Below are 21,680 nucleotides of genomic sequence, written 5' to 3'. Positions count from 1 at the left end.
CTTACTTAGCCTCACGGAGAACCGGCTGGTTGATCGCTTCCAGTGTCAACTTCGGGCTGTCTGAAACCTGAATGTCTACCTGTCGGCGTGTCTTAAGCAGCAGCAAGGCCTCACCAAACTCGCCATCTACTATGCCCTGTTCCAGGGCCGCACTCTGGCCGATCGCTTCAATCCGATACGGCGGCAACAGCGGCTTAAGGTCCACCAGGATTGCCTTGCCGGCGGTGCGAATGGCGCTGGTGGAGGCGATCCGGTGCCCGTTGACGGAGACAGCTTCGGCCCCGGAAGCGAACAGGGAATTGACGAGGAAAGCGATGTCGCGGTCCCGCACCCGCGGCGCATTGGCAGCATCGCTCTCCCGCAGGATGATGGTGATCCCCTCCCCCACTACCTTGGCGGTGGCCGCCTGCAACAAAACGCCATCATCGGAAACTGCCGGGAGAGATTCCGCTGCGATGAGGCGGGTGCGTTGCCGATCAATGTCCACCCCCAGCTGTTCCACGCTCCCCCGCAGTTCATCCTGCCGGGCACTCGCCTGGGCTATCTGCTCAAGGATGCGGGCATTGACGGCACTACGGACATTGACTGCCCGATTCAATGTCTGTGCTGACCAGATGGCGCAGGTGGTTCCCAGCGCCACCGTGAGAACCACTAGGACTTTGCTCCAGGGGCGCAGCGGTGGGCGGGTTTGGCCGGAGACGGCCAGGCGCTGGGCCTCGGCCGCGAAGGGGTTTTCCAGGATGTCGCGCAGGACCGACATCGAGGCGTCTGGTCGCCGCAAGGTGGTCATTGTGTGGCCTGTACTCGTTGGTTGCGTTCCAGCTCATCTAACCGTTCTTTCAGTAGCCGGGCCAGGGCTCGGGTGGGCCAAGTACTGGCCAGCACCTGCCGGGTCCGCTCGGCGACCTCCTGCGGAGTGGGCGTGTACAACGGGAAAAGGCCTACCACGAGCCGACGAGCGATGCCGATGGAATGCTGCTGCCAGACGGTCGGCAGCAACGCAAAATACTCATCGACGAAACGGCCCAGCAGGGCGTCGTCCGCCTGGGTGAATCCGTTAATGCAGGCAGAGACCTGATCGTTCGTCAGATCGCCGGATACGGCCTTATTCCAGGCTGTTTTCTTCGCCTCAAAGGTTCCCGTGGCGGCCTGCAGTCGTAAAACCGCGCACTGTCCGTCGCCGGACGGGTCGCGTTGCTGTTCCGCCCGGACCAACTCAGTGGTTGACGCACCTGCTGCCTGCAGCGCGATGAGGATCTCCCACCGCAATTCCTGCCCCACCTCCAGTCCGGGCAACTGTTCGGCCAAAAGGGTGTGCAGCTGGGGAACATAGGTCGGCCGATACGCCTCCGGTACCAACCGCACGCCCACCAAGGCGCGGGCAAGTAACTGTTGCAGCTGTGCTCCCGGCTCTGCAGCCTGGAGAGCCGCTGCGAGCCCAGAGGCCCACTGCTGGCGCGCGGCATCCCGTCCCGCCGGTGCCACATAGTTCTCTACTGTCAGCTGTGCCTGCCGCAGTAGCTCCGTTACTAGCGCCGTGTCGCGCGTGTGCGGGGCGTGCGTGAGAACGGCGGTGAGGAAGTCGGTGGCGGGCAGAGCGCCGTCTCGCACCATGTTGTAAAGACTCGACCACACCACCGCTGCCGACAGCTCGCCCGGCAACCGCGAGACGTGGCGCAGTGCGGTTGCGGTTGATACCGGGTCTAAATGACAGATGCCGTAGGTGAGATCGTCGTCGTTGACCACGATCAAATCTGGCTTTGTCAGTCCGCGGGCGGCGGTGAGCTCCCCCCTGGCCGCAGTGAGGGTGGTTGGGAACCTGGCCAGCAGCTGGAGCGCCTCCCCCTGCACCTGGTAACAGCCAATGTTGATGCGGTGTGGGCGGAGCACTGGGGAGCCTGCCGGGCCGTCACTCCCCTCCTGCGTCAACTCAAGGTGCGCGACCTTGCCGCTGGGATCGGTTTGCCAATGACAGCGCAGCAAAGAGGGGCCTGCGGTCCCCAACCAAACCTGGGCCCAGGCGGACATGTCGCGGCCCGAGGCCTGCGATAGGCAGACGAGAAAGTCTTTTAACGTGGCGGTGGCAAAAGCATGCCGCGTAAAGAAGGCCCTGGTCGCGGCGAAAAAGTTTTCCTCCCCAACGAACGCAACCAGTTGCTTGAGCACTGCCGCCCCCTTGGCGTAAGTGATGCCGTCGAAGTTCTGGCTGGCCGCCTCCACGTCCGGAATGTCTGCCAAAATCGGGTGGGTGGTGCGGTAGGAATCCTGCAAGTAGGCCCACCGCTTGCGGCCGACACAAAACGACACCCACTCGTCCGTGAACTCAGTGGCGCTCGCGGCAGCGTAAGATCCCATGAAGTCAGCGAACGATTCTTTCAACCAGAGATCATCCCACCAAAGAGGGGTAACGAGATCTCCAAACCACATGTGGGCCATCTCGTGCAAAATGGTGTTTGCCAGTCGCTGTCGTTCGACGGTAGTGGGGGTAGATTTGGGTAAAAAAGCCTCGGTGAAGGTTACGCAGCCGGGATTCTCCATGGCCCCCAAGTTGTACTCCGGCACGAAGACTTGATCATACTTTCCCCACGGGTAAGCATAGCCAAAACGCTCGTGCATGAGCGAGAGGCCTTGACTGGTTATGGTGGAAATGAAATCTATATCCACTCTGGCTGCCAGCGAGGCGCGCACGTAGACGTTGACGGGGATAACAACCTCTGCGCCAGCACAGTTCCCACGCCAAGTTTGTCCAGCTAGGCGGGCGTATGGACCGGCGCACACCGCAGTCAGATAGCTGGATATCGGCGGAGTGGGGGCAAAGTGAGTTGTGACTACCTGCCCCTGGGAGGTGCGGCTCAGGGCGGGCTGATTGGCTACTACCGTAAAAGAGCTCGGGGCAGTTACCGAGAGGGTAAAAGGCGCCTTGAAGTCAGGTTGGTCAAAGCAAGCGTAAGCGCGGCGAGCGTCCGTGGGTTCGAATTGAGTGTAGAGGTATACCTGACCGTCCACCGGATCGACGTTGCGGTGCAGGCCTTCCCCGGTGCGTGAATACTGCATGGTTGCTGCAACCTGCACCCGGTGCCGCCCGCCTTGCAAACCTGTGAGAAATATTCGGGAGCCATCGTGCTGGAACGGCACGGGCTGGTCGTCTAACTGCACCTCGTCCACGGTGTGCGCCACGCAGTCGATGAAAATGTCCGGCTCCGTGAGGGTGAACTCCAGGGTGGAAGTCGCGGTGAAAGTTTGGGCGTCTGCGCGCTCGACGTGCGACAGGTCCAGGTGCACGGAGGTGGCGTGCAGGGTGGCGATCTGGGAACGATGCGCGGCCTCGTGGCGCGTGAGGTTGTAGGCCATGGCGACATTTTACGGGCGACGGCTTGGAGCCTCCTTGAGGGGGCTGGTCTGGTGACCACTCCCCTGTTACTGACTAACTGTTAGCTGCTAACATGGCGGTATGAAGGTGCTGTCTCCTACCGCCAAACGCTTGCAAGATGTCGCCCTGTTACTGTTCGCGCGCGACGGCTACGACGCCACTTCGGTACAGCAGATCGCGCGTGCTGCCGCGGTATCCCACATGACCTTCTTTCGGCATTTCCCGACGAAGGAATCAGTGGTGACGGTTGACTTGCTGCCGTTTTCGATAGCGTTCTCGCTTGCGAAGCAGGATGATTCTTCGTCTGCCTGGCATCGCTGCCTGGGCGCTGCCTTGGAGTCGATCGGGCAAACGGGAGTGCGCTCGGCCTTGAATGCAGTGCAGTTTCGGCAGCGTTTGCGTCTCATTGGGCAGGTGCACGCATTGCGTGGCGCAGCCTGGGCGGGCTTGCAGGAGGAGGAGAATCAAATTACGCAGGTGCTTGTCGGGCAGGGGGTGCCTGGATTCGAGGCGCGAGCGGTGGCCGCCGGGGTGCTGGCGGCCTGTCTAGGAGTGCTAGTTAACTGGGCGGCGAGCGATAGCCAGTTGGTCAGCGCTGTGGGTGCGCTGCATGACGGTTTAGGTGCGCTGCAGGGCACCTAGCAGGAGGAGCAATGGTCGCAAAAAGTAGGGAGGCGTGATGGGGCATCGAGGTTTGGCTGTTGTCTTTTGTCTGGTGGTTTTCGGTGGCTGCAGCACTGCCTCGCCCACCAATTTTTCTCCGCCGCAGGCTAAGGCGACGATCTACTCTGTCCAGGTCACTCCCCCAACCACATGGGATCAGACGGGTGATTCGGAGGTCAGCGAGGATATGGGGTTACAGGCAGGGTTGGAGTTTTTCTCTTCCGTGGGTTCCCCGGATGTAGATATTCGTCGCCTGCAACCGGAAGGGTTGGCGCAGTACCCGGAGGCAATTGGCTTCACGTGCCTGGATATTGGTGCCACAGGTTGGGAAGAGGGGGTGGCAGCACACTTTGCAGAGCGGGATTGGGGCACGGGTTTTGTGCTGTCCGATTCGTTCAGGCGGAATCTTGAGGGGTATTGTGACTTCTTTGGCTTTCCGCCGGTAGAGCTGGTGGCGATCGCCGACATGATTCAGTACTTGCTGGATGATTCGCCGGAAGTCCAAGTGGGCAATGTGCATCGAGTTACCTGCGCGACGTATATGGGCGCCAGTCCTACCGAACGATTGCAGCTGGCCGCATTGCTGGCGGAACAGCGCCAAGCTTCGAGTGACGCGGAAGCGCTCCAGTCGGACCTGGACGACATGTGTGCCCAATGGAACTTGGACTCGATCATCCTGGGTTTTCTCTCCAGTAATTAGCGAGGGGCAGGCCAAAGGCCTGCCCCTCGGTGCTGCAGCGACGCTAGGCGACCGGTTTGACGGCGGGGTGGCTGGAGAGCACCACCCGATTCCAGGCGCCGATGACGGTGGCTACCCAGATGACGGCGCTCACCTGCTGGGGTGTCAAGACGCCGGTATCCCAGCTGCGGTCCTCTGGTACCGCCAGGCGGGTAACCTGTTCGGCCAATGCCAGGGCGGCTCGTTCTTGTTCCGTATATACCTGGGTCTCCCACCAGGCGGAAAGCAAAGTCAGACGGTCGGTGTCCTCTCCCGCCGCCTGGGCGGCCTGGACGTGGCTGCGCAGGCAGTAGGCGCAGCCGTTCAGTTGGGAGACGCGAACCTTAATGAGCTCCGCCAAGCCGCGGGATAGGCCTGCCTGTTCGAATACCGCATCGGTCTCCTTGGTTAGCGCGGTGAGCGCTTGGAGGCTGCTCGGCTGTTCCTTCATGACGTTTACAGCGGCCATGTTTTCCTCTCGTCGTCTCCTTGGCCCACCGACTGGGCACGCTGCTGGCCAAACGCCGCTGGCCGGGTCATTATTCCCGGCGCGGTAGCGCCCCCAGGAGGCGGGCGGGAAGCCACTGGGGGACAAACCTTCCGGTACGTCACCGCCGAGCGCCTCCAAGGAGGCGGGCAGGAAACCATCCTTGCGCATGTCTTGATGTCAAGATAACTTGGGTGGCGACGGAGTAGCGTTTCGGGAGGCTTCCTTGGCGATAGATTTTCACTCCCCAGCCGTTGCTGGCACCTATGCTTCCCGGAGCGCCGATACTGGCTGGCTGGACGCGATTTCTGCTCTGGCCCCAGTGCGTGGCAGCCGGGTGGCGGACATCGGCTGTGGTGGTGGCATCTACTCCACTGCCCTGGCCGCCGCCGGGGCCGCCAGCGTCGTCGGCGTTGACTTCTCAGCGCAAATGGTCCGCGACGCCCGCCAGCGGGCCGCCAGTCAGCACCTAGCATCGGTGCGCTTCAGGCAGGGGCAAGCCACAAACACCGGACTGCCGACGGGCGAAATGGACTTGGTGCTGTGGCGGGCACTCATTCACCACCTACCAGACATCCCCGCCGCCCTGATCGAAACGCACCGAATCCTGCGGGCGGAAGGCGTGCTCCTGATCCAAGACCGCACCGCAGCCGATGTCTTTGCTCCGCCCTCCCCCACCCACATACGTGGCTGGTTCTTCACATGTTTCCCGCACCTGGCCGATGTAGAGAGAAACAGGCGGTTGCGGGCGGAGAGGCTGCTAGCGGACCTAACGGAGACGGGTTTCGAATTGCGGGACCAACACCGGCTAGCCGAGGTGCGCCGTACCTACCATGACGTATCCGAACTGCGTGCCGACTTGCTTGCCCGCACCGGGCGTTCGCTACTACACGAACTTACTGACCAAGAATTGTCCGAGCTGGCTGACTACATTTGTGGCCAGGTGGCAGCCGCACGCCGCCCCGGAGAGAAGCTCGTCGAAGTCGACTACTGGACGATTTGGTCGGCCACGGCTCGTCCGCACACGGCATGATGGACAGCCGCCCGGATCTCCAGGCACGCCTAGCGGTCCTGAGTAGGGACGCCTGGGCGCGCGAAGAAGCGTTACTGCAGCCCGCAGTGCGGGCCGATCCAGCGACAGTAGCGCGCCTGCTGTCCCCCGATTTTGTCGAGTTTGGACTGTCCGGCAGGTCGTGGCAGCGAGCTGAGACCATCGCCGCGCTCAGCGCGCGACCAGCCAACACCGCCGGTTATGTCCTCATCGACCGCCAGGCACGCCTACTGGATGCTGACACCGTGGAGCTGACTTATCGGCTCAAAATTGGGGCGCGGAGCTCCCGGCGCACTTCCAGGTGGCGGTACGACGGCGAACGTTTGCGCTGCTATTTCCATCGCGGGGTGGCCGAGGACTAGCTGTCGCCGTCCTCCTGGATGCCCAACTCAAGTGGAGTGCTTCGGGTGGTATCGGTAGCGGTGTGGAGGCAGACCGAGGACCCGGCGGAAATCGTTGGCCAGATGGGCCTGATCCGCATACCCCAGGTCTAACGCGACCTGGGCGATAGACAGGGACGGGTCGGTGCGTAAGCGGTGAGCGGCCTCCTGGAGCCGGTACCGGCGAATGATGGCCAGCGGGGGCAACCCCATGTAGCGCTTGGTTAGCCGTTGCAAGGAGCGCACGGACAGGTGCAGCTTCTGGGCTAGCTGATCGACGCGGGTGATCTCGGGGTTAGCGGAGACGACCTCTTCCAGCAGATTTGCCAGGCGGCCGTCTTCGTCGGGCGGTGCCAGATTCGCTGCCGCCCACCTGCTGTAGGCGTCGACCGCTCGCCCGCGCCCGCGTTCCTCGTCGTCCTCCCCCATCGCCTCGACCACGGCGGCGTGCAAGGCTGGCAGGGACAGCTGGAGCTCCCTGTCATTGAGGATGTGAGGTTGCGGGTGGACGAGAGCCAAGGCAGCCGGGCGTAACAGCGCGCCGACAGCCCAACCGTGGCCGCGCAGCTCGCGGTGGGATATGCCGGTGGTGGGGCCACTCAGACTCACCCCACCTGGTTCAACCACGAGGTTGGCGGTAGGAAAAGGGAGCACCTCCTGCCGGGAGACGGCTCCTGGCGGCAGGTTCCAGCGCGGAATCCAGAACCAACGGATCAGTTCCCGCAGCTCCGCGGGGGCCGACTCCCGGTGGAAGGTAGGCAGCTGGGCCGGATACAGCACGCCGCGCTGGTCGATTAGGTGTCCCAAGTAGCTCCCAAAGAGTCGCGAATCTACAAGCCGCCCGCCCCGTCGTCGGCCTAGGGTCGGCGCATGCACAACAACGACGCACCCCAGGTGGGAATTTCCGGCAAGCACACCACACGCGGCATCCCCCACGGCTGGACCAGTTTGACACCGTTTCTTGCCCTGCCACAAGCAGGGGCCGCGGTTGACTTCTACCAGCGTGCCTTCGGTGCCCGCGTGGTCACAGTGACGGAAATCCAAGGCAGCGTGGTGCATGCCGAACTCGACTTCGGTGTCGGCAGGCTCCAGCTGGGGCAACCAAACCCCACATACCAGCTCGTGGCGCGGCCAGACGGGGAGGAGGACTGCTACTCCCTTAGCTTGTACTGCGCCGACGTCGACGACACCGTGGCGCGGGCGCTGGCAGCCGGAGCGACGCTGCGGGAGCCAGCCAGCACCTTTGTGTCCGGGGATCGGTACGCCTCCCTGCGAGACCCGTTTGGGGTACGTTGGTCGGTCATGTCTCGGGTTGAGGACTTAAGTGAGGCCGAGAGCGTCCGCCGGGTAAGCGAATGGGCTGCCCGCCAGGACCAGACGAATAGCGCTGACTAGCTGGCGCGATCGACCGGTTCTGATTGCCAGTTTGGCAGCAACTAGATACTGTGCGGTGATGAAAAGTGTAGTCACTGTCGTGCTCTCGGTCTGTCTGGCACTTGCTCTGGCGTGGGCCACCGGTCAGGCGGGACAGGTGGTAGCTAACTGGCCCGTGATGGTCTGGTTGGTGCTTTTGGCTTTCGCGGTGCAGTGGCTCGTTTTCTTCCACTCCTGGCGGGAGCAAACTGATCGCTTCTTTGATGCCACGGGTAGCGCCACCTACATTTTGGGCACGATGCTGGCGCTCCTGCTTGTCGACCATCTCTCCCCGCGCGGGTGGCTGCTTGCGGCCATGGTCATCTTGTGGGCGGGTAGGCTCGGTACTTTCTTGTTCCTACGCACCAGACGTTCTGGTGGAGACTCGCGGTTTGCCGAGATCTTGCCCAACCCACCGCGTCTCTTTTCGGTGTGGACGATCCAGGGCCTGTGGGTGAGCGCCACCGCTTTGGCAGCGTGGACGGGTATTACGGCCGCCGCCGACGCACCGTTGGGGTGGCTGACCTGGTTGGGGTGTGGCGTGTGGGCGATTGGGTGGGGGCTCGAACTTGTTGCCGACGCCCAGAAGTCGCGGTTCCGACGCGATCCAGCTAATAAGGGCGAGTTCATCCGTTCCGGCGTCTGGAGCTGGTCGCGGCACCCGAACTATTTTGGGGAGATAGTGCTGTGGACGGGCGTATTGCTGGTTTCCATCCCCGTGTTGCAAGGCTGGCAGTGGCTGGCGGTCATCTCCCCGCTATTTGTCACTTTGCTGTTAACGCGGGTCAGCGGCATCCCCTTACTGGAGAAGCAGGCCGACCAGCGTTGGGGTGGGCGCTCTGACTACCAGGAATACAAAGCTCGCACCTCGGTCCTATTTCCCCTGCCTCCGCGCCGGTGAGTGTCCGTCGTGCACCGCGAGAGCGAGTCCGCCACCGACGGCGCTGGCCCCAGTCAGCACCGCCCCCCAAGCGACGTCAGATAGCGTTACCGCCAGCGGTAACCCTCGCAACAGTGCCGCTGCGGTGGAAACCCCACGTGCCGTATGCCACGGCCCCGAGCAGCGCGCCGTCGCGCAGACGCTGACTGGTACGGCGGAGCTGCCCGGGTCTGACGGCCAGGTGCACTACGCCGACTAAATACCCGAGGTAGAAGACTGCGGCGGGTGCCAACGCTGGGCTGTTGGCCAGCAAGTGGGGCAGGAAATGGCTGTAGATCTCCTGTGCCACGAAGCCGATCCAGAGGCCGTCCAAAATGCAGAAGGCGAGGGCGGTGCCCAGGTAGGCCACGGCCCAGCGGCTGACGCGGCTCATAGCTGACCCTCCGCTGTCAAGGATGAGTACAGGTCCTGCAGCTCCGCAGAAAAACGTGCTAACAGGGCCTGGCGGCGCAGTTTCTGCGTGGGTGTGGTTAGCCCACCCTCGGCGCTCAGGTCCGCCGAGACGACCAAGAATCCCCGTACCGATTCGGCCCGGCTGACTGTCTCGTTGGCTTGGGTGACGACTTGAGCGACTGCCTGCCGCACCGCAGGTTCAGTGACCACCCGGGCGTGGCCCGCTGGTGTTGCCGCAGCGGGGGCCAGCACGGCCACGGCTACCGGGTACGGCCTGCCCTCCCCGATGACCACCGCGTGCTCAATACGCGGATCTGCCTCCACCTGCGCCTCCCAGGCCTGGGGGTGAATCGTTTTGCCGCCAGACGTAACGATCGTGTCTTTGCGGCGACCCGTAATAGTGAGGTATCCGTCCGCGCTCAAGGTACCCAGATCGCCGGTATTGAACCAACCGTCGACGTGCATGGCTGCAGTTTGGGTTGGATCGAGGTAACCGGGGCTGACTCCCACCCCCCGTACCCACACCACGCCGTCGGGCGCTATACGCACCTGCGTGCCGGGGACCAACTCCCCCACGGTGCCAGAGCGCACCCGCCCCGGCCGATTGCCTGCCAAGGGTGCAGTGGTTTCCGTCAGTCCATACCCCTCCATCACGGGGATTGCCATGCCGCGAAACAGCAGCGACAGCCGGGGGCCGAGGCGGGCGGCACCTGAGAGCAGAAACTCGATGTGACCGCCGAGCATGGCTCGCAGCCGACGGTAGAAGAGCTTGTCGTACAGGCCATGTTTGCAGCGCAACAGGCAGGAAACGGACGGCTGCAGACCCGCGTCCAGATCCTCCTGGTACTGGCCCCAAGCTATGGCCGTCCTGGTGGCGTCCCGCCACACGGGGGCAAGGCTGAAGCGGCCTAAGTGTTTGGCGGCGGCCGCGGTGGCGGCCGCGTTTTCGATCTTCTCCAGCACCCGCGGCACAACGACGAGGAACGTCGGTTTGAGCTGCGGGAACTGCCGAATCAACTCAGCAGGCTGGGCGAGGTAGGTGATGCGCATACCGGCCCACATGCATATGGTTTGCAAGCCGCGCGCCAAAACATGGGCCAAGGGCAGGAAGATGACGGTGCGGCCCTGATCGTGCAAGACGTCCCGCCAGGCCGCCTGCACATTCAGCACCAGATCAACGAAGTTGCGGTGCAGGATGCGGGTGCCCTGGGGGTGTCCTGAGGTGCCGGAGGTGAAAACGATGGTGGCGAGGTCGTCCCGATCGGGCTCGCGAGCGTGCAGCTGTGCCAGTTGCGCGGCCGTCGGCTGGCGGCCAAAGTCCCGGACGATGGCGTCCCGCTCCCCTAGCTGGACGATGTCCACCCCGCTGCTCATCTGTTGGGTGCGCACCATTGCCGCCGCGTCAGCGAAGAGGATCCGGGCGTTAGTGGTCTCAACAATCTGCGCCACGGAGGCCGCTGGGGACGTTTCGTAGATGGGCACCACCACGCCCCCGGCTTGCCACGTCGCCCATTCGACCACTGCCCAGCCGTAGCTGGTGGCAGCCAGCAGACACACCGCCTCCCCCTTTTGCAAGCCGAGGTCGAGCAAGGCACTTGCCACCCGCTCTACGTGACCGAGAAAATCTCCCAAGGTCAGTTGTATGTCACCAGCTGGGTGCGGCAGCTGAAACGCAATGTGGTGCGGATGCTGGCGAGCGCGCTCGCGGATCAGCGCCAGAGGGTTACGCGGTCGGCTGGTGGCCAGTGGAGGTTGGCTCCACTGCGTCGGTGATTCTGGGTCAGTCGCGGGAGGCATAGCTGCCACGTTTCCTCCTCAGGCACTTTTGGACCGGTGGCAGCCGCAAGAAATTGGGGGGGTAACTGGCAGCGTGCCTCGCGGTCGGGGGTGGTTACTCCGCCCACTTGGAACAGTATCTGAGTTGTTGCCGCGCCTGCCATCCCGGTTGCTGCAACTTCCCCAAGTACAAATGGCTATTGGTGTTAGCGTGGCGGCCAGCGACAGTCGGGAGGTGCCCGGTGCTAGCGGTGGAGGCTTTCGACGTCGGTTGGGGGCTGCGTACCGAAGAATGAGCCGCCTCTCCCGGCCTGAGGCGCCAGTTAACCACTTCGTGTGTCATCCGCCAAAGGAACCGCTTGGCGGCTGGGGGACGGTACGTTTCTGGTGCCATTGCGTGCGGCTCGACGGCGATCATTGGTGGCGATCGGCGTGTTACTGGTTACCTTCACCACCAGTTTATTGGTGCCAACAGGCCTTGGTGGTGGAACGGCTTTGGCCTCGGGGTTCGCTGGCCTTAGTGGATTGCTGGTGTATGCGTTTTGCCACCACCCCGCGACGCGGCCCAGCAGAAGCGCTACGAGGCAGTGTCGCTGCGTCGCACTCCCCGGAGCATTGCCCCCAAGTCCTCCCTTGCCCGGTTCGGAACCTTGTGTCTGGCTCAGGTTGGCCTGTTGATATTCACGGGAGCAACATCGTCCGTCCATACGGTAACTTGCCGGGAATCTGCGAGTTGCGCCGGGCACCGGTGGGAGGACGTACGCCGCGTTGGCGGCAGGCAGCTCCGTGGTTCAGCTGATCTCGCGGCTGGCCAGGTAGGCGTCGATCACGGTGCACAGTTCCTGGGTGTCGCGTTGTTCGTCGCCTGTGACGGAACCGAGCAGGGGCAGGCTGCCGCGGAAGAGGCACGCGGCCTGCCGGGCAGCCAGCTCTAGGGTCTCCCGCGGGGTGGCGGGGTTGCGGGCGGCCAGCAGCGCGACCAGGCGGGTCGTGAAGGCCTGGTTTACCCCGTCTACCTCCTGACGCAGCTCCGCTGGCAGGTTCGGATGGGCGTAGACCATGGCGAAGGTGGCGTTGGCGCGCTTGAACTCGGCCAGGGGAACCAGCAGGGCGGCGATCATCTCCGGGCGGGGGGTGGTGGCATTGATGGTGGGCCATACGGCCTGGTAGACCTCGGCCAGGCGGCTGATGTAGTCCCGGACTACTGCTTTCAAGATGTCGGTGCGGTCGTTGAAGTATTGGTAGAGGGAGCCGGGCGAGATGCCGGCCTGGGCCGCGATGGCGTTGGTTGTTGCGCGGTCCACCCCGTCGCGGGCGAAGACGACGACGGCGGCTTCGATGATGGCGGCCATGCGGGCCAGGCCACGCGCAGAACGATGGGTTGCCAAAACTCCTCCTTGCTTATGCGAGTAAAAGCTCGTATTCTCAATGTGAGTCATTACTCGCATCGAAAGGGTACCGCAGTGCAGCGAATCATCGGAGGAATCGAGACCTTTCCCATCGGCCTCGGGTGCATGGGCATGACTATGTCCTACGGCCCCGTTGACAAGGCCGAGGCCGCGGCAACGGTGCGGGCAGCCGTAGACGCGGGCGTCACCATGTTCGACACCGCCCAGATGTACGGCGGCGGGCGGAACGAGGCGCTCATCGGCCCACTGCTCGCCCCGGTGCGCGACAACGTCGTCATCGCCACCAAGACGGGCATTCGGACCCGTTTCGGTGGGCTCCCGGTAGGTCTGGACGGCCGCCCCACCGCCATCCGCCAAGGGTTGGATGCGTCCCTGCAGCGGCTGCACACCGATCGGGTGGACCTGTACTACCTGCACCGGGTCGACCCAAAGGTGCCCCTTGAGGACAGCATCGGGGCCCTCGCAGATGGGGTGCGGGCAGGCAAAGTGCGGGCCATCGGCGTCAGCGAGGTTACCGGCAGCCAACTCCGGCGCGCCCACGCCGTGCACCCCATCGCGGCCGTCCAGATGGAGTGGTCGTTGTTCTCCCGCACCCTGGAGGACGACGTGCTACCGGTTGCCCGTGAGCTGGGGGTGGGCGTCGTCGCCTACGCCCCGCTTGGACGCGGAATGTTGACAGGCTCCCCGGCGGCGACCACCGGTCTGCCCCTGCTCGATTATCGTCGTGCACTGCCCCGCTGGCGCAAAAAGAACCTCGCCGCCAACCTCCAGGCAGTGGAAACGGTGCGGCAGGTCGCGATCCGCCACGACGCCACCCCCGGGCAGGTGGCCCTGGCGTGGGTGCTGGCCCGGGGCGAGGACGTTGTCCCCATTCCTGGAACCAAGCGTCGCCGCTACCTGCAGGAGAACCTGGCGGCACTAAAGCTCCGCCTCAGCCCCGCCGACCTGGCCGAACTTGACCAGATCCGTGCCCAAGGAGAGAGGTACGGGCGCCTTGGGGTGAGCGCGGACGAGTGACCGGTTATCTCCCCTTAGCTCAATTCCGTTTGGCCTTTAGCCATTTAGTGTAGAGCCAATGGCGGGGACGCCCTTCCCCCTGGTTGGCGCCACGATGACGGTGCGGTGGTCCTCCACGCACCATCGTCACGTTCGTTGGCTACGTGCTCCGCCAATTTCACATCGGCTGGTTGTACCCCGGGCTGCCCAGCTGTTGCTGGGCCTGCTTGATCGCGGCGATGACCTTGGAGCGGCTCCAGCAGACGAAGTCGATGTCGATGCCCCGCACCGTCGAGACGGTGAGGATCGCCGTGAGCTTTCTCTGGTGAGCGCGGGTGCTCTTGATCTCCTGCAAGGGAATCCACAACCGACTCATCTCGACGGCGAGGTTCGTATGGTGCGGGTTGAAGACCAGGTGGGTGTGGGTGACGTAGAGGGAGCCACCGCGGTAGATGCGTCCGAACTGGCCAAACAGCAGCATGAGGGGATTAAGGGCGCGTATCTTCTCAAGAATGGTGGCCGGGACGTCGATGTGGTTGGCCTTTGCTTCGAAAAGAGGGGTTTCATTGAAGGCCACGGTCTCTCCTCTCGTTAGGGCGCCCCAGTCTGTAAGGGTCATGGTCTGCCAGCCGCTGCGGCAACGCGCCGACCACGACCTAAGATCGATGACTCATCTTATGCTTGAAATCGACAATCTGTCGCTGACATCCGGGAGCCTGGCGGAGGTTCTCCGGACGGGGAGCCGGGGCGGTACAGGCCGACTATCCGCTTAACGTGGTCTAGGAGCAGGGCCTTGATACCGTCAGGGGCTTCGACGCGGACATCCGGGCCGAGCCGCAGCAGCACGGTGACCGCGTGTAGGTCGTCCATGAACTCCAGGCGCGCCGCTCTCCACCCGTCGCCCGGTGGGGGGCCGGGCAGGTCCATGGGGCTGGAGCGGATGGTCCACTCTCTCGCGTCCGCCCACCGCTGCGTGCGGACCCAGGCTTCAACGCTGACCGGCACGAACCGGCCACGGAACCGGGCGCGGTGATCCCGCCACACCTGAGCCACATCTAGCTCGGGCCCTGAGCACGGTTCGGGCAGCAGGGTAGCGCGCTTAATGCGCGCTACTTTGAAGAACCGCACCACCCCCTTGGTGCTTGCGCACAGATGCCAGTTGCTGCCAGCTGACACCAGACCATGTGGTTCCACCACCAGCTCTTGTATGTGCGCCGCTTGGCGGGAACGATAGGTGAGCTGCAACTGCAGCCGAGCAAAAACACCCTTCTGAATGGTTGTGAACACTTCCCCGGGGTGCAGCGCTTCTGGTTGCGGCAGCCAGCCGTGGGGATCAACCACAATCCGTGACGCAACCTCCAGGCTCTGGTCGCGATGGGCCTCAGGCACCGCCGCCAGTAGCTTGCGCACCCCTGAGGCGTACGCGTCGCCGAGTCCGATTGCCTGCGGCCCCCAGGGCGAAATTGCGGCAAACAACGCGCGGCTTTCGTCTTTGGACAGCGCTGTGACATCGGTGCGGTAGCCCGGCAACAGGCGGACTCCGCCGCGGGGACCGCGCTCGCAGTACACCGGTACCCCGGCAGCCGAGAGCGCCTCGACATCCCGCAGCACGGTACGACGCGACACCTCCAGCCGCTGCGCCAGCTCTCGTGTCGAAAGTCCGCCGTGGGTACGCAAGAGCCAGATCATTGATAACAACCGGTCCGCCCGCATGTCCGCAACACTTGCACACATAGATGACGGAAGACGTCACCTATCGCCCGTAGCGTCGCGATTCAGCAACCGGCTCCCCTGCGGAGCCCGCACGAGGAGAACTGTCATGACTGCCTTTACCCCCACCAGCGTGATCCTGTACGTCGCTGACGTCGATGCCAGCACGGCCTTCTACCGGCAAGCACTCGGCAAGGACCCCATCGAAATTTTCGACGACTTCGCGGTATTCGCTCTCACCGACAACGTCACCATCGGGCTCCAGACCCGCGATCAGATCGAACCCGCCGCCACCGGCGCGCCAGGCAGTGTCGAGCTATCCATGAGCTACGCCACGCGGGAAGACGTGGACCAGCTCTACCGTGATTGGAAAACTCTCGGCTTTTCCATCGCGTTGGAGCCCACCACCCTTGAGTTCGGCTACACCTTCGTGGCCACCGATCTTGATGGGCACCGCCTTCGGGTTTGCGCCACCGACACCACTAATCTCTGATCCAATGCCCGCCGTGGGCCTCGCCCTAGATGGCCACCCACGCGCCCTATCCGGTGTATACGGCGGATGAGGCGCGGTGGGAACCAACTAGGGTGGTCGGCGGCGGCACTCGGCCTGCCGCCGACCACCCCAACAGCGAAAAATCCGGCGCCCACGCCAGTGGACACCGGATCTGCTAAGTCGGGCTGACAGGATTTGAACCTGCGACCCCTTGACCCCCAGTCAAGTGCGCTACCAAACTGCGCCACAGCCCGTTGCCTTGCGACCGCCATAGCCTATCGCACTTGGCGAGTGCCCGTGACCACGTTGCCTGTGGCGGGCCGCACATCAATGGTGATGGCGGGGGATTTACCGGGCAAACTCGGGCGCAAATCCCCCGCCACTGGTGTCAGAAGCCTTGCGGCAGCAGGGCGTCGCGGTCGAAGTCCTCAGAGGTGGCCACCAGCCCATCGTCCCCGATGAGGGTGACGGAGGTGGCGTTACCGCGCCGGTTGCCGCCGGAGATCTCGGCACCGATGTCGGCGATGACGTTCTCCAGGCTGACCCCGGCGTGCACGTGGACGCCGTCCAGCAACACACAGTTCTTCACGCTGGCACCCGCCTCCACCACGACGCCAGGGCTGAGGACCGAGTGCTCAACGGTGCCGCGGATGGTGGTGCCCGCCGAGACTAGTGAGTCGTGGACGACGGCGCCGTTTTCAATGCGGGCCGGCAGCTGCTGCGGTTGGGCGGACATGATCGGCCAGGTGGGGTCATCTAGGGTCACCCCGTTGCCGTCGATTAACTGCATGTGGGCAGTCCAGTAGGACTGCAGTGTGCCCATGTCCATCCAGTAGCCGTCCAGCCGATGCTCCACCACCCGCTTGTTGTCCACGAACCAGGGGATGAGGTCGTGGCCGTAGTCCTCTAGCTTCTCCCCCTGCTCGTCCAAGGCGTCCATGGCCTCCAAGAAGCGTTGGGCGTTGAAGAGGAACATCTCGCCCGCGATGAGGTTGCCTTCCGGGTCGTCGGGCTTGTAATCGAAGCGCGTGACGAGGCCGTCGTCGTTGGTTTGCACCACCGCGTAGCGGGTCGGCGGTTCGTCGATGCGGGTCGTCACCATGGTCAGATCCGCTCCCTGGGCCAGGTGCGTGTCGATGACATCCAGGAAGTTCAGGGTGTAGAGGTGGTCGGCGCTGAGCACCAGCAGCAGCTCCGGGTCGAAATCGCGGATGAGGTCGCGTTGCCGGAACAGCGAATCGGAGTTACCTTCGGCGAACCCCTCCCCCTCGGCCCCCTGGAAGGGGGGCAGCACAAGGAGACCGCCGTGGGAACGGTCTAGGTCCCACGGCCGCCCACCGCGCAGGTGCTGATTCAGGCTGTGGGGCAGGTACTGCTGCACGATCCACACGTCGGACAGGTGCGAGTGCATGAGGTTGGACAGCGAGACATCAATGAGACGGTAGGTGCCTGCCACGGGAAGGGCGGGCTTGACCCGCTTTTCGGTCAGGGCACCGAGGCGGGAACCTTTGCCGCCTGCCAGGACAATGGCCAGAGTGCGGGGAATGTGCATAACGCTTCCTGATGGTGGTTGAAAAATTAATCGAGTGGGCCGAGTGTAAGTAACCTCACGCGAGCGCGGGGGCAAAAGCAGGCCGTTCCTCCCCCAGCGGAAAGCCGGTCAGCCGGGGACCTGATCGTCCCAGGCGCGCAGCCAGACTGCTTGAATGTGTGACGTGACAAGCCGGGAGCTTTTCGACCGCAGCTGGGAGAGCCTTGCGCCCGTGTCCGAAGAGAAGTTCGAGGTGCTGGCCGCCTCCGCCCCACCTCCCCCGCAAAAGTCCTTGTAATTGGATCAATACAAGGTTTAGTGTGGAGCATGGTCATGCAGTATGCCGTCATCGCAGACATAGTTCGCTCGCGGGAACTGGCCGATCGGGCGGTCGCCCAACGCCAGTTCCTGGCTACTTTGACGGAGGCAGGCACCGCCCAGCGGCTCACCACCCTGCCCTACGCAACCGTCGGCGACGAATTCCAAGCCGTGGCCCCGAGCCTGGCCGCCGCCCTCAACTTCACTCTGCACACTCACCTAGTCCTGCCTGAGACTCTCGGGCTGCGCTTCGGCATCGGGGCGGGAGAGATAACCGAGGTAGATGGAGCTATCCAGGCCGGTTCGGCCTGGATAGCGGCCCGTCAGGCCATCGACACCGCCCACGCGCGCCAAGACCAGGGCCTGGCGTACGCCCGTACCGCCTACCAGGGCTCCGCACAGGCCACCAACGCCATCGTTGACGCGCTGTTGTTGCTGCGCGATCAGACCATTTTTCAGCTTCGGCCTCGTAAACGGCGCGTCTGCGCGGCCTTGCTGACAGGCACCATACAGACCGAGATCGCCCGCACCGAAAAGATCAGCCAACAGGCGGTCTCCGAGCTCGCCCGCAGTCCTGAAATATCCGCGCTGCTGGCTGTCCAGCAGCTCCTCCAAGAATCCCCCGCCGCCCCAATCGAGGAACATCCATGATCGCCTTCACCCTGCTCGCGGTCACCCTGGCCGCCCTTAGCCAAGCCACCCTGCCGCGTCTGGCGCCCCTGCGGCAACCTGCCTGGCTCGCCCCCGCTATGGGAGCCGCAGGCCTCCTGGCGGTCGGCCTCGGGGTTGGCTGGGCCTGGTGGGGATTGTCGTTCTGGCAAACCCTCGGCGGGATACTCCTCGCCCTGCCCTGGCTGCTACCGGTCACCGCAAACTGGCTGCTATTTGGCAAATGGGTACTGCTGGGCGGAGCTCTCGCCCTGCAAGTGCATCTCCTGCCGCCCACCACCGCCCTGCCGCACCTGGTTGTCGGTCTTGGAGTCTTGTACCTGCTGTCACTGCCCGCCAACGAGCTCGTCACCGCCCTGCTAGCTACGGCGCGCGGAACTTCTACCTTGCCGCCCACTGTCCTGCCAAGCACCCCTCCGACGGGGCAGCGGCTCGACATTGCACCCGTCGTCGGCTTGCGGGGTGGCCGGTGGATCGGCGTGCTAGAGCGGATATTGTTGCTGCTCCTAGCCGGGGCCGGGGCCCATGCCGCCGTCGCCGCGCTGGTGGCCGCCAAAGGCGTCATCCGTTTTCCCGAGATCTCCGCGGACAAGTCAGGGGCCAAGGCCGAGGAGTTCCTCATCGGCTCCCTGGCGTCCTGGACGCTGGCCGTGCTCGGCGCCCTGCTCGTGCACTGGGGTTGACGCGCGCCGCTCACAATGTCAGCGCCTCCTGGCAGGGTGCGGTAGAAAATACTGACCGCCCGTCGGCAGGGTGGGGGCAAGACAAGGAGCGAGGGTGACAAACAGCGAACTGAGCGTGCTGGAAATCTGTGCCGGGGCTGGCGGGCAGTCTTCTGGGCTGGAACGGGCTGGCTTTTCGCACACTCTCGCCGTCGAGATAGACAGGGATGCTGCCGCCACCCTGCGTTTGAACCGCCCCGCCTGGGATGTGTTCGAGGGCGATGTGCGGGAAGTATCCGGGCGGGACTACCGCGGGGTCGACCTGCTGGCGGGCGGGGTGCCGTGTCCACCGTTTTCCATCGCCGGTAAACAGCTGGGGGCCGACGACGAGCGTGATCTCTTCCCGGAGGCGCTGCGGCTGGTGCGGGAGGCACGGCCGACGGCGGTGATGCTGGAAAACGTCAAGGGGCTGGCCTCTGCCCGCTTCTCCCCCTATCGCCAGTCGATCTTGGAAGCCCTAGAAAAATTGGGCTACACCGCGGACTGGCAGCTGCTGTATTCCAGCGAATACCAGGTGCCACAGCTGCGCCCCCGCTTCATTCTGGTGGCGATGAAACGTAGCAAGTTCCGCAAGTTCCAGTGGCCCCGCCCGCAAGGTACGCCGCCGACCGTCGGCCAGGTTCTCGGCCCGCTCATGGGGCAACACGGCTGGCCGGGAGCCGCCGCCTGGGCCCACAAGGCTGCAGGCATCGCCCCCACCCTGGTAGGGGGGTCCCGGAAACACGGCGGGGCGGACCTCGGGCCAACGCGGGCCCGCGAGGCGTGGCTCAACCTGGGGGTGGATGGGAAGGGCATCGCCGATGCCCCGCCCGGCCCCGACCACCCGGTCGACTTCACCCCCCGCCTGACGAACCAGATGGCGGCCCTCATTCAAGGCTTCGACCCCGCCTGGCGGTTCGCCGGACGCAAAACCTCCACCTATCGCCAGATCGGCAACGCCTTCCCGCCGCCTGTCGCCGCCGCCATCGGCACCGCCATCGCGGAAGCGCTGGGAGCGACTGCTCCCTAGCAACACGCATGGTCGACTGGTGGCTCGGCGCCTACCTCCGCCGCTGTGGTAGCTCGGGGGCCGGCACCGGCGCCGGTTCCCCCGGCGCGGCCAGGCGCCACCGCTGCGCCCCGATCGGCACTCCGTCCGGAGCGGGCACTACCCGCGTGCTGATGACCCCGCCGTGGGGCGGGGGCGGCAGCTGCAACGCGGCGGCTAGCTGGCGCTGTTCCTCCCGATCACCGCCAAGAATCAGGTATCCCTCGGGGCGCAGACTTTCGCGGGCACCACCGTTGTCGCGGAGGCGCTTCATGTAGTCCTTTTGTTGTGCCACCGTGGCGATGACGGCACCCGTCAGCGGCAAGTTCACGGCGGCGCGCAGCAGCGCGTTGACTCGGGCTTGCCCGCTGGGTAGCGCCATGATCGCGTCCACTGTGGCGGACGGCAGTTGCAGCAGGGCGTTGGCAGGGAACTGTGCGTCCCGAAACAGCCAATGGATGTGGGCCCGGCCTTGCCGGTTCAGGGAGGTCTTCTGGTCCCGGTTGGCGCCCGCCCGCCGATGCGCTGCCGTCACCCGCACCAGCCCCATACTCCAGCGGGCCGTCGCGTCGTCGGCTTGCAGCACCAGCACCAAGTGTTCGAAACACTCCTGCGGCAGCATCCAACCGCCGGTGTGCGAGAACTTGCAATCCACCTCCACCCCCGTGATCTGAAAATCCAATGTTTGGCCGTCGGTGAATTGGAATGCTCGTTGCATGTTGATCTCCACCAACGTGCCGAAGTGGGTCTTCTCCGTCTTATAAAGCTGCTCCAGACGCCACCGGCCCGTGTGCTGGCCGTTATAGAGCTGGTCAAAGGTCTCCCGCAGCACCTGGGCGGTGCGGCTGCCTGTCGGATCGCCCAACAGCACAGCGGCCGCTACAGCGTGCAGTTCAGCATCAGGCAGGCAACAGTTCGCGCTCACGTCCAGAATGCTAGGCCACCAGGCCTTCCCGGGCGATAGAGAGAATCTTGCAGCCCTCCGTCCGGTGCGATACGGTGCCTATCGCTAACGATCGGACTGTCAGGAAGGTCTTCTCATGTCCTTGATTAACACCAAGATCAAGCCCTTTAAAACCACCGCCTACCACAACGGTGCCTTCGTTGAGGTCTCCAGCGATGACTTCGCCGGCAAGTGGAACGTGGTCTTTTTCTACCCGGCCGACTTCACTTTCGTCTGCCCGACTGAACTAGCCGACCTGCAAAACGTCTACGCCGAGCTGCAAGAGATGGGGGTGGAAGTTTACTCAGTTAGCCGCGACTCCCACTTTGTCCACAAGGCCTGGCACGAGACCTCCCCCGAGGTGGGCACCATCCAGTACGCGATGCTGGGCGACGTGCAGGGCATCATCACCGAGAACTTCGACAACATGCGCCCCGAGTCCGGGCTATCGGACCGTTCGACCTACGTGATCGACCCCGACGGCGTCATTCAGTACCTCGAGACGACACCGGAGGGCGTTGGCCGCAACGCCGCGGAGTTGGTGCGCAAGATCAAGGCTGCCCAGTACGTGCGCAACCACCCGGGCGAGGTCTGCCCAGCCAAGTGGGAAGAAGGCGCCGAGACTTTGACCCCGTCCTTCGACCTGGTAGGCAAGATCTAAGGAACGTTAA

At 64.1% G+C, this 21,680-nt stretch carries 24 protein-coding genes and 1 tRNA gene; 13 read left to right on the top strand and 12 right to left on the bottom strand.

The window, feature by feature from the left end:
• Position 1: 1 nt before the first annotated feature.
• Both BSZ40_RS02710 and pepN read right to left on the bottom strand, forming a co-directional pair.
• Positions 2 to 790: a DUF881 domain-containing protein gene (locus tag BSZ40_RS02710; protein ID WP_073823066.1), complete on the bottom strand. Its 789-nt coding sequence runs from the start codon at positions 788 to 790 to the stop codon at positions 2 to 4.
• Complete coding sequence (pepN, locus tag BSZ40_RS02705) at positions 787 to 3,351, bottom strand: aminopeptidase N (RefSeq protein WP_073823064.1); 2,565 nt, start codon at positions 3,349 to 3,351, stop codon at positions 787 to 789. The genes BSZ40_RS02710 and pepN overlap by 4 nt, the downstream gene beginning before the upstream one ends.
• Positions 3,352 to 3,451: 100 nt before the next feature.
• Between pepN and BSZ40_RS02700 the strand changes: the two genes are divergently transcribed.
• Both BSZ40_RS02700 and BSZ40_RS02695 read left to right on the top strand, forming a co-directional pair.
• Positions 3,452 to 4,012, top strand: coding sequence for a TetR/AcrR family transcriptional regulator (locus tag BSZ40_RS02700; RefSeq protein ID WP_084542562.1), 561 nt, complete (start codon positions 3,452 to 3,454; stop codon positions 4,010 to 4,012).
• A 34-nt stretch (positions 4,013 to 4,046) separates the two neighbouring features.
• On the top strand, positions 4,047 to 4,733 hold the full coding sequence (locus BSZ40_RS02695) for a hypothetical protein (protein ID WP_143180858.1): 687 nt from the start codon (positions 4,047 to 4,049) through the stop codon (positions 4,731 to 4,733).
• A gap of 43 nt (positions 4,734 to 4,776) precedes the next feature.
• Here BSZ40_RS02695 and BSZ40_RS02690 read toward each other — a convergent pair whose 3' ends face one another.
• On the bottom strand, positions 4,777 to 5,220 hold the full coding sequence (locus BSZ40_RS02690) for a carboxymuconolactone decarboxylase family protein (protein WP_073823060.1): 444 nt from the start codon (positions 5,218 to 5,220) through the stop codon (positions 4,777 to 4,779).
• A gap of 208 nt (positions 5,221 to 5,428) precedes the next feature.
• Between BSZ40_RS02690 and BSZ40_RS02685 the strand changes: the two genes are divergently transcribed.
• Positions 5,429 to 6,271 carry a class I SAM-dependent methyltransferase gene (locus BSZ40_RS02685; RefSeq protein ID WP_342741905.1) on the top strand — a complete coding sequence of 281 codons (843 nt, stop codon included), beginning with the start codon at positions 5,429 to 5,431 and terminating at the stop codon, positions 6,269 to 6,271.
• The gene (locus BSZ40_RS02680) at positions 6,268 to 6,651 is read left to right on the top strand and encodes a nuclear transport factor 2 family protein (RefSeq protein WP_222842730.1); all 384 of its coding nucleotides are present in this window, start codon (positions 6,268 to 6,270) and stop codon (positions 6,649 to 6,651) included. Before BSZ40_RS02685 ends, BSZ40_RS02680 begins: the two co-directional genes overlap by 4 nt.
• Positions 6,652 to 6,678: 27 nt before the next feature.
• Here the strand turns inward: BSZ40_RS02680 and BSZ40_RS02675 are convergent, their stop codons facing one another.
• Positions 6,679 to 7,476 (bottom strand): AraC family transcriptional regulator, encoded by a 798-nt coding sequence (locus BSZ40_RS02675; protein ID WP_073823055.1) that lies wholly within the window; start codon positions 7,474 to 7,476, stop codon positions 6,679 to 6,681.
• Positions 7,477 to 7,539: 63 nt separating this feature from the next.
• Between BSZ40_RS02675 and BSZ40_RS02670 the strand changes: the two genes are divergently transcribed.
• Positions 7,540 to 8,064 (top strand): VOC family protein, encoded by a 525-nt coding sequence (locus BSZ40_RS02670; protein ID WP_073823053.1) that lies wholly within the window; start codon positions 7,540 to 7,542, stop codon positions 8,062 to 8,064.
• A gap of 58 nt (positions 8,065 to 8,122) precedes the next feature.
• Positions 8,123 to 8,983 (top strand): DUF1295 domain-containing protein, encoded by an 861-nt coding sequence (locus BSZ40_RS02665; RefSeq protein ID WP_073823051.1) that lies wholly within the window; start codon positions 8,123 to 8,125, stop codon positions 8,981 to 8,983.
• A 76-nt stretch (positions 8,984 to 9,059) separates the two neighbouring features.
• Here the strand turns inward: BSZ40_RS02665 and BSZ40_RS02660 are convergent, their stop codons facing one another.
• From BSZ40_RS02660 to BSZ40_RS11490, 3 genes are all read right to left on the bottom strand, one after another.
• Positions 9,060 to 9,395, bottom strand: a complete 336-nt coding sequence (locus BSZ40_RS02660) for a DUF2177 family protein (protein WP_073823049.1) — start codon at positions 9,393 to 9,395, stop codon at positions 9,060 to 9,062.
• The gene (locus BSZ40_RS02655; RefSeq protein WP_084542559.1) at positions 9,392 to 11,212 is read right to left on the bottom strand and encodes an AMP-dependent synthetase/ligase; all 1,821 of its coding nucleotides are present in this window, start codon (positions 11,210 to 11,212) and stop codon (positions 9,392 to 9,394) included. The genes BSZ40_RS02660 and BSZ40_RS02655 overlap by 4 nt, the downstream gene beginning before the upstream one ends.
• Positions 11,213 to 11,982: 770 nt before the next feature.
• Positions 11,983 to 12,579 (bottom strand): TetR/AcrR family transcriptional regulator, encoded by a 597-nt coding sequence (locus tag BSZ40_RS11490; RefSeq protein ID WP_073823047.1) that lies wholly within the window; start codon positions 12,577 to 12,579, stop codon positions 11,983 to 11,985.
• A 75-nt stretch (positions 12,580 to 12,654) separates the two neighbouring features.
• On the opposite strand from BSZ40_RS11490, the gene BSZ40_RS02645 reads away from it, so the two are divergent.
• A complete protein-coding gene (locus BSZ40_RS02645; RefSeq protein WP_073823045.1) occupies positions 12,655 to 13,617 on the top strand; it encodes an aldo/keto reductase in 963 nt (320 codons plus the stop codon).
• Between the two features lie 157 nt (positions 13,618 to 13,774).
• On the opposite strand, the gene BSZ40_RS02640 is transcribed toward BSZ40_RS02645, so the two are convergent.
• Positions 13,775 to 14,173 carry a hypothetical protein gene (locus BSZ40_RS02640; protein WP_245793781.1) on the bottom strand — a complete coding sequence of 133 codons (399 nt, stop codon included), beginning with the start codon at positions 14,171 to 14,173 and terminating at the stop codon, positions 13,775 to 13,777.
• 98 nt (positions 14,174 to 14,271) lie between these two features.
• On the bottom strand, positions 14,272 to 15,285 hold the full coding sequence (locus BSZ40_RS02635; RefSeq protein ID WP_245793779.1) for a helix-turn-helix transcriptional regulator: 1,014 nt from the start codon (positions 15,283 to 15,285) through the stop codon (positions 14,272 to 14,274).
• Positions 15,286 to 15,415: 130 nt separating this feature from the next.
• Here BSZ40_RS02635 and BSZ40_RS02630 point away from each other — a divergent pair, with 130 nt between their 5' ends.
• The gene (locus BSZ40_RS02630; RefSeq protein WP_073823043.1) at positions 15,416 to 15,799 is read left to right on the top strand and encodes a VOC family protein; all 384 of its coding nucleotides are present in this window, start codon (positions 15,416 to 15,418) and stop codon (positions 15,797 to 15,799) included.
• A gap of 180 nt (positions 15,800 to 15,979) precedes the next feature.
• Here BSZ40_RS02630 and BSZ40_RS02625 read toward each other — a convergent pair.
• Positions 15,980 to 16,053 (bottom strand) — tRNA-Pro (locus BSZ40_RS02625).
• A gap of 134 nt (positions 16,054 to 16,187) precedes the next feature.
• Positions 16,188 to 17,351 (bottom strand): glucose-1-phosphate adenylyltransferase family protein, encoded by a 1,164-nt coding sequence (locus BSZ40_RS02620; RefSeq protein ID WP_073823041.1) that lies wholly within the window; start codon positions 17,349 to 17,351, stop codon positions 16,188 to 16,190.
• 154 nt (positions 17,352 to 17,505) lie between these two features.
• On the opposite strand from BSZ40_RS02620, the gene BSZ40_RS12340 reads away from it, so the two are divergent.
• The 4 genes from BSZ40_RS12340 (at position 17,506) to BSZ40_RS02605 (ending at position 20,048) form a co-directional block, all read left to right on the top strand.
• Positions 17,506 to 17,628 (top strand): hypothetical protein, encoded by a 123-nt coding sequence (locus tag BSZ40_RS12340; RefSeq protein WP_281246628.1) that lies wholly within the window; start codon positions 17,506 to 17,508, stop codon positions 17,626 to 17,628.
• A 29-nt stretch (positions 17,629 to 17,657) separates the two neighbouring features.
• The gene (locus BSZ40_RS02615; protein ID WP_073823039.1) at positions 17,658 to 18,299 is read left to right on the top strand and encodes a SatD family protein; all 642 of its coding nucleotides are present in this window, start codon (positions 17,658 to 17,660) and stop codon (positions 18,297 to 18,299) included.
• Positions 18,296 to 19,000, top strand: coding sequence for a beta-carotene 15,15'-monooxygenase (locus tag BSZ40_RS12020; RefSeq protein WP_187343203.1), 705 nt, complete (start codon positions 18,296 to 18,298; stop codon positions 18,998 to 19,000). Before BSZ40_RS02615 ends, BSZ40_RS12020 begins: the two co-directional genes overlap by 4 nt.
• Before the next feature lie 94 nt (positions 19,001 to 19,094).
• Positions 19,095 to 20,048, top strand: a complete 954-nt coding sequence (locus BSZ40_RS02605) for a DNA cytosine methyltransferase (protein ID WP_073823037.1) — start codon at positions 19,095 to 19,097, stop codon at positions 20,046 to 20,048.
• A 31-nt stretch (positions 20,049 to 20,079) separates the two neighbouring features.
• On the opposite strand, the gene BSZ40_RS02600 is transcribed toward BSZ40_RS02605, so the two are convergent.
• Complete coding sequence (locus tag BSZ40_RS02600; protein WP_222842729.1) at positions 20,080 to 20,991, bottom strand: NaeI family type II restriction endonuclease; 912 nt, start codon at positions 20,989 to 20,991, stop codon at positions 20,080 to 20,082.
• Positions 20,992 to 21,106: 115 nt separating this feature from the next.
• Between BSZ40_RS02600 and ahpC the strand changes: the two genes are divergently transcribed.
• Positions 21,107 to 21,670: an alkyl hydroperoxide reductase subunit C gene (gene ahpC / locus BSZ40_RS02595; RefSeq protein WP_073823033.1), complete on the top strand. Its 564-nt coding sequence runs from the start codon at positions 21,107 to 21,109 to the stop codon at positions 21,668 to 21,670.
• Positions 21,671 to 21,680 lie beyond the last annotated feature (10 nt).

This window comes from Buchananella hordeovulneris (genome assembly GCF_001907235.1).
GTDB classification, from domain to species: domain Bacteria; phylum Actinomycetota; class Actinomycetes; order Actinomycetales; family Actinomycetaceae; genus Buchananella; species Buchananella hordeovulneris.
Note: the sequence above shows the minus strand (reverse complement) of the source record. Positions and strands in the feature narration are given on the sequence as shown.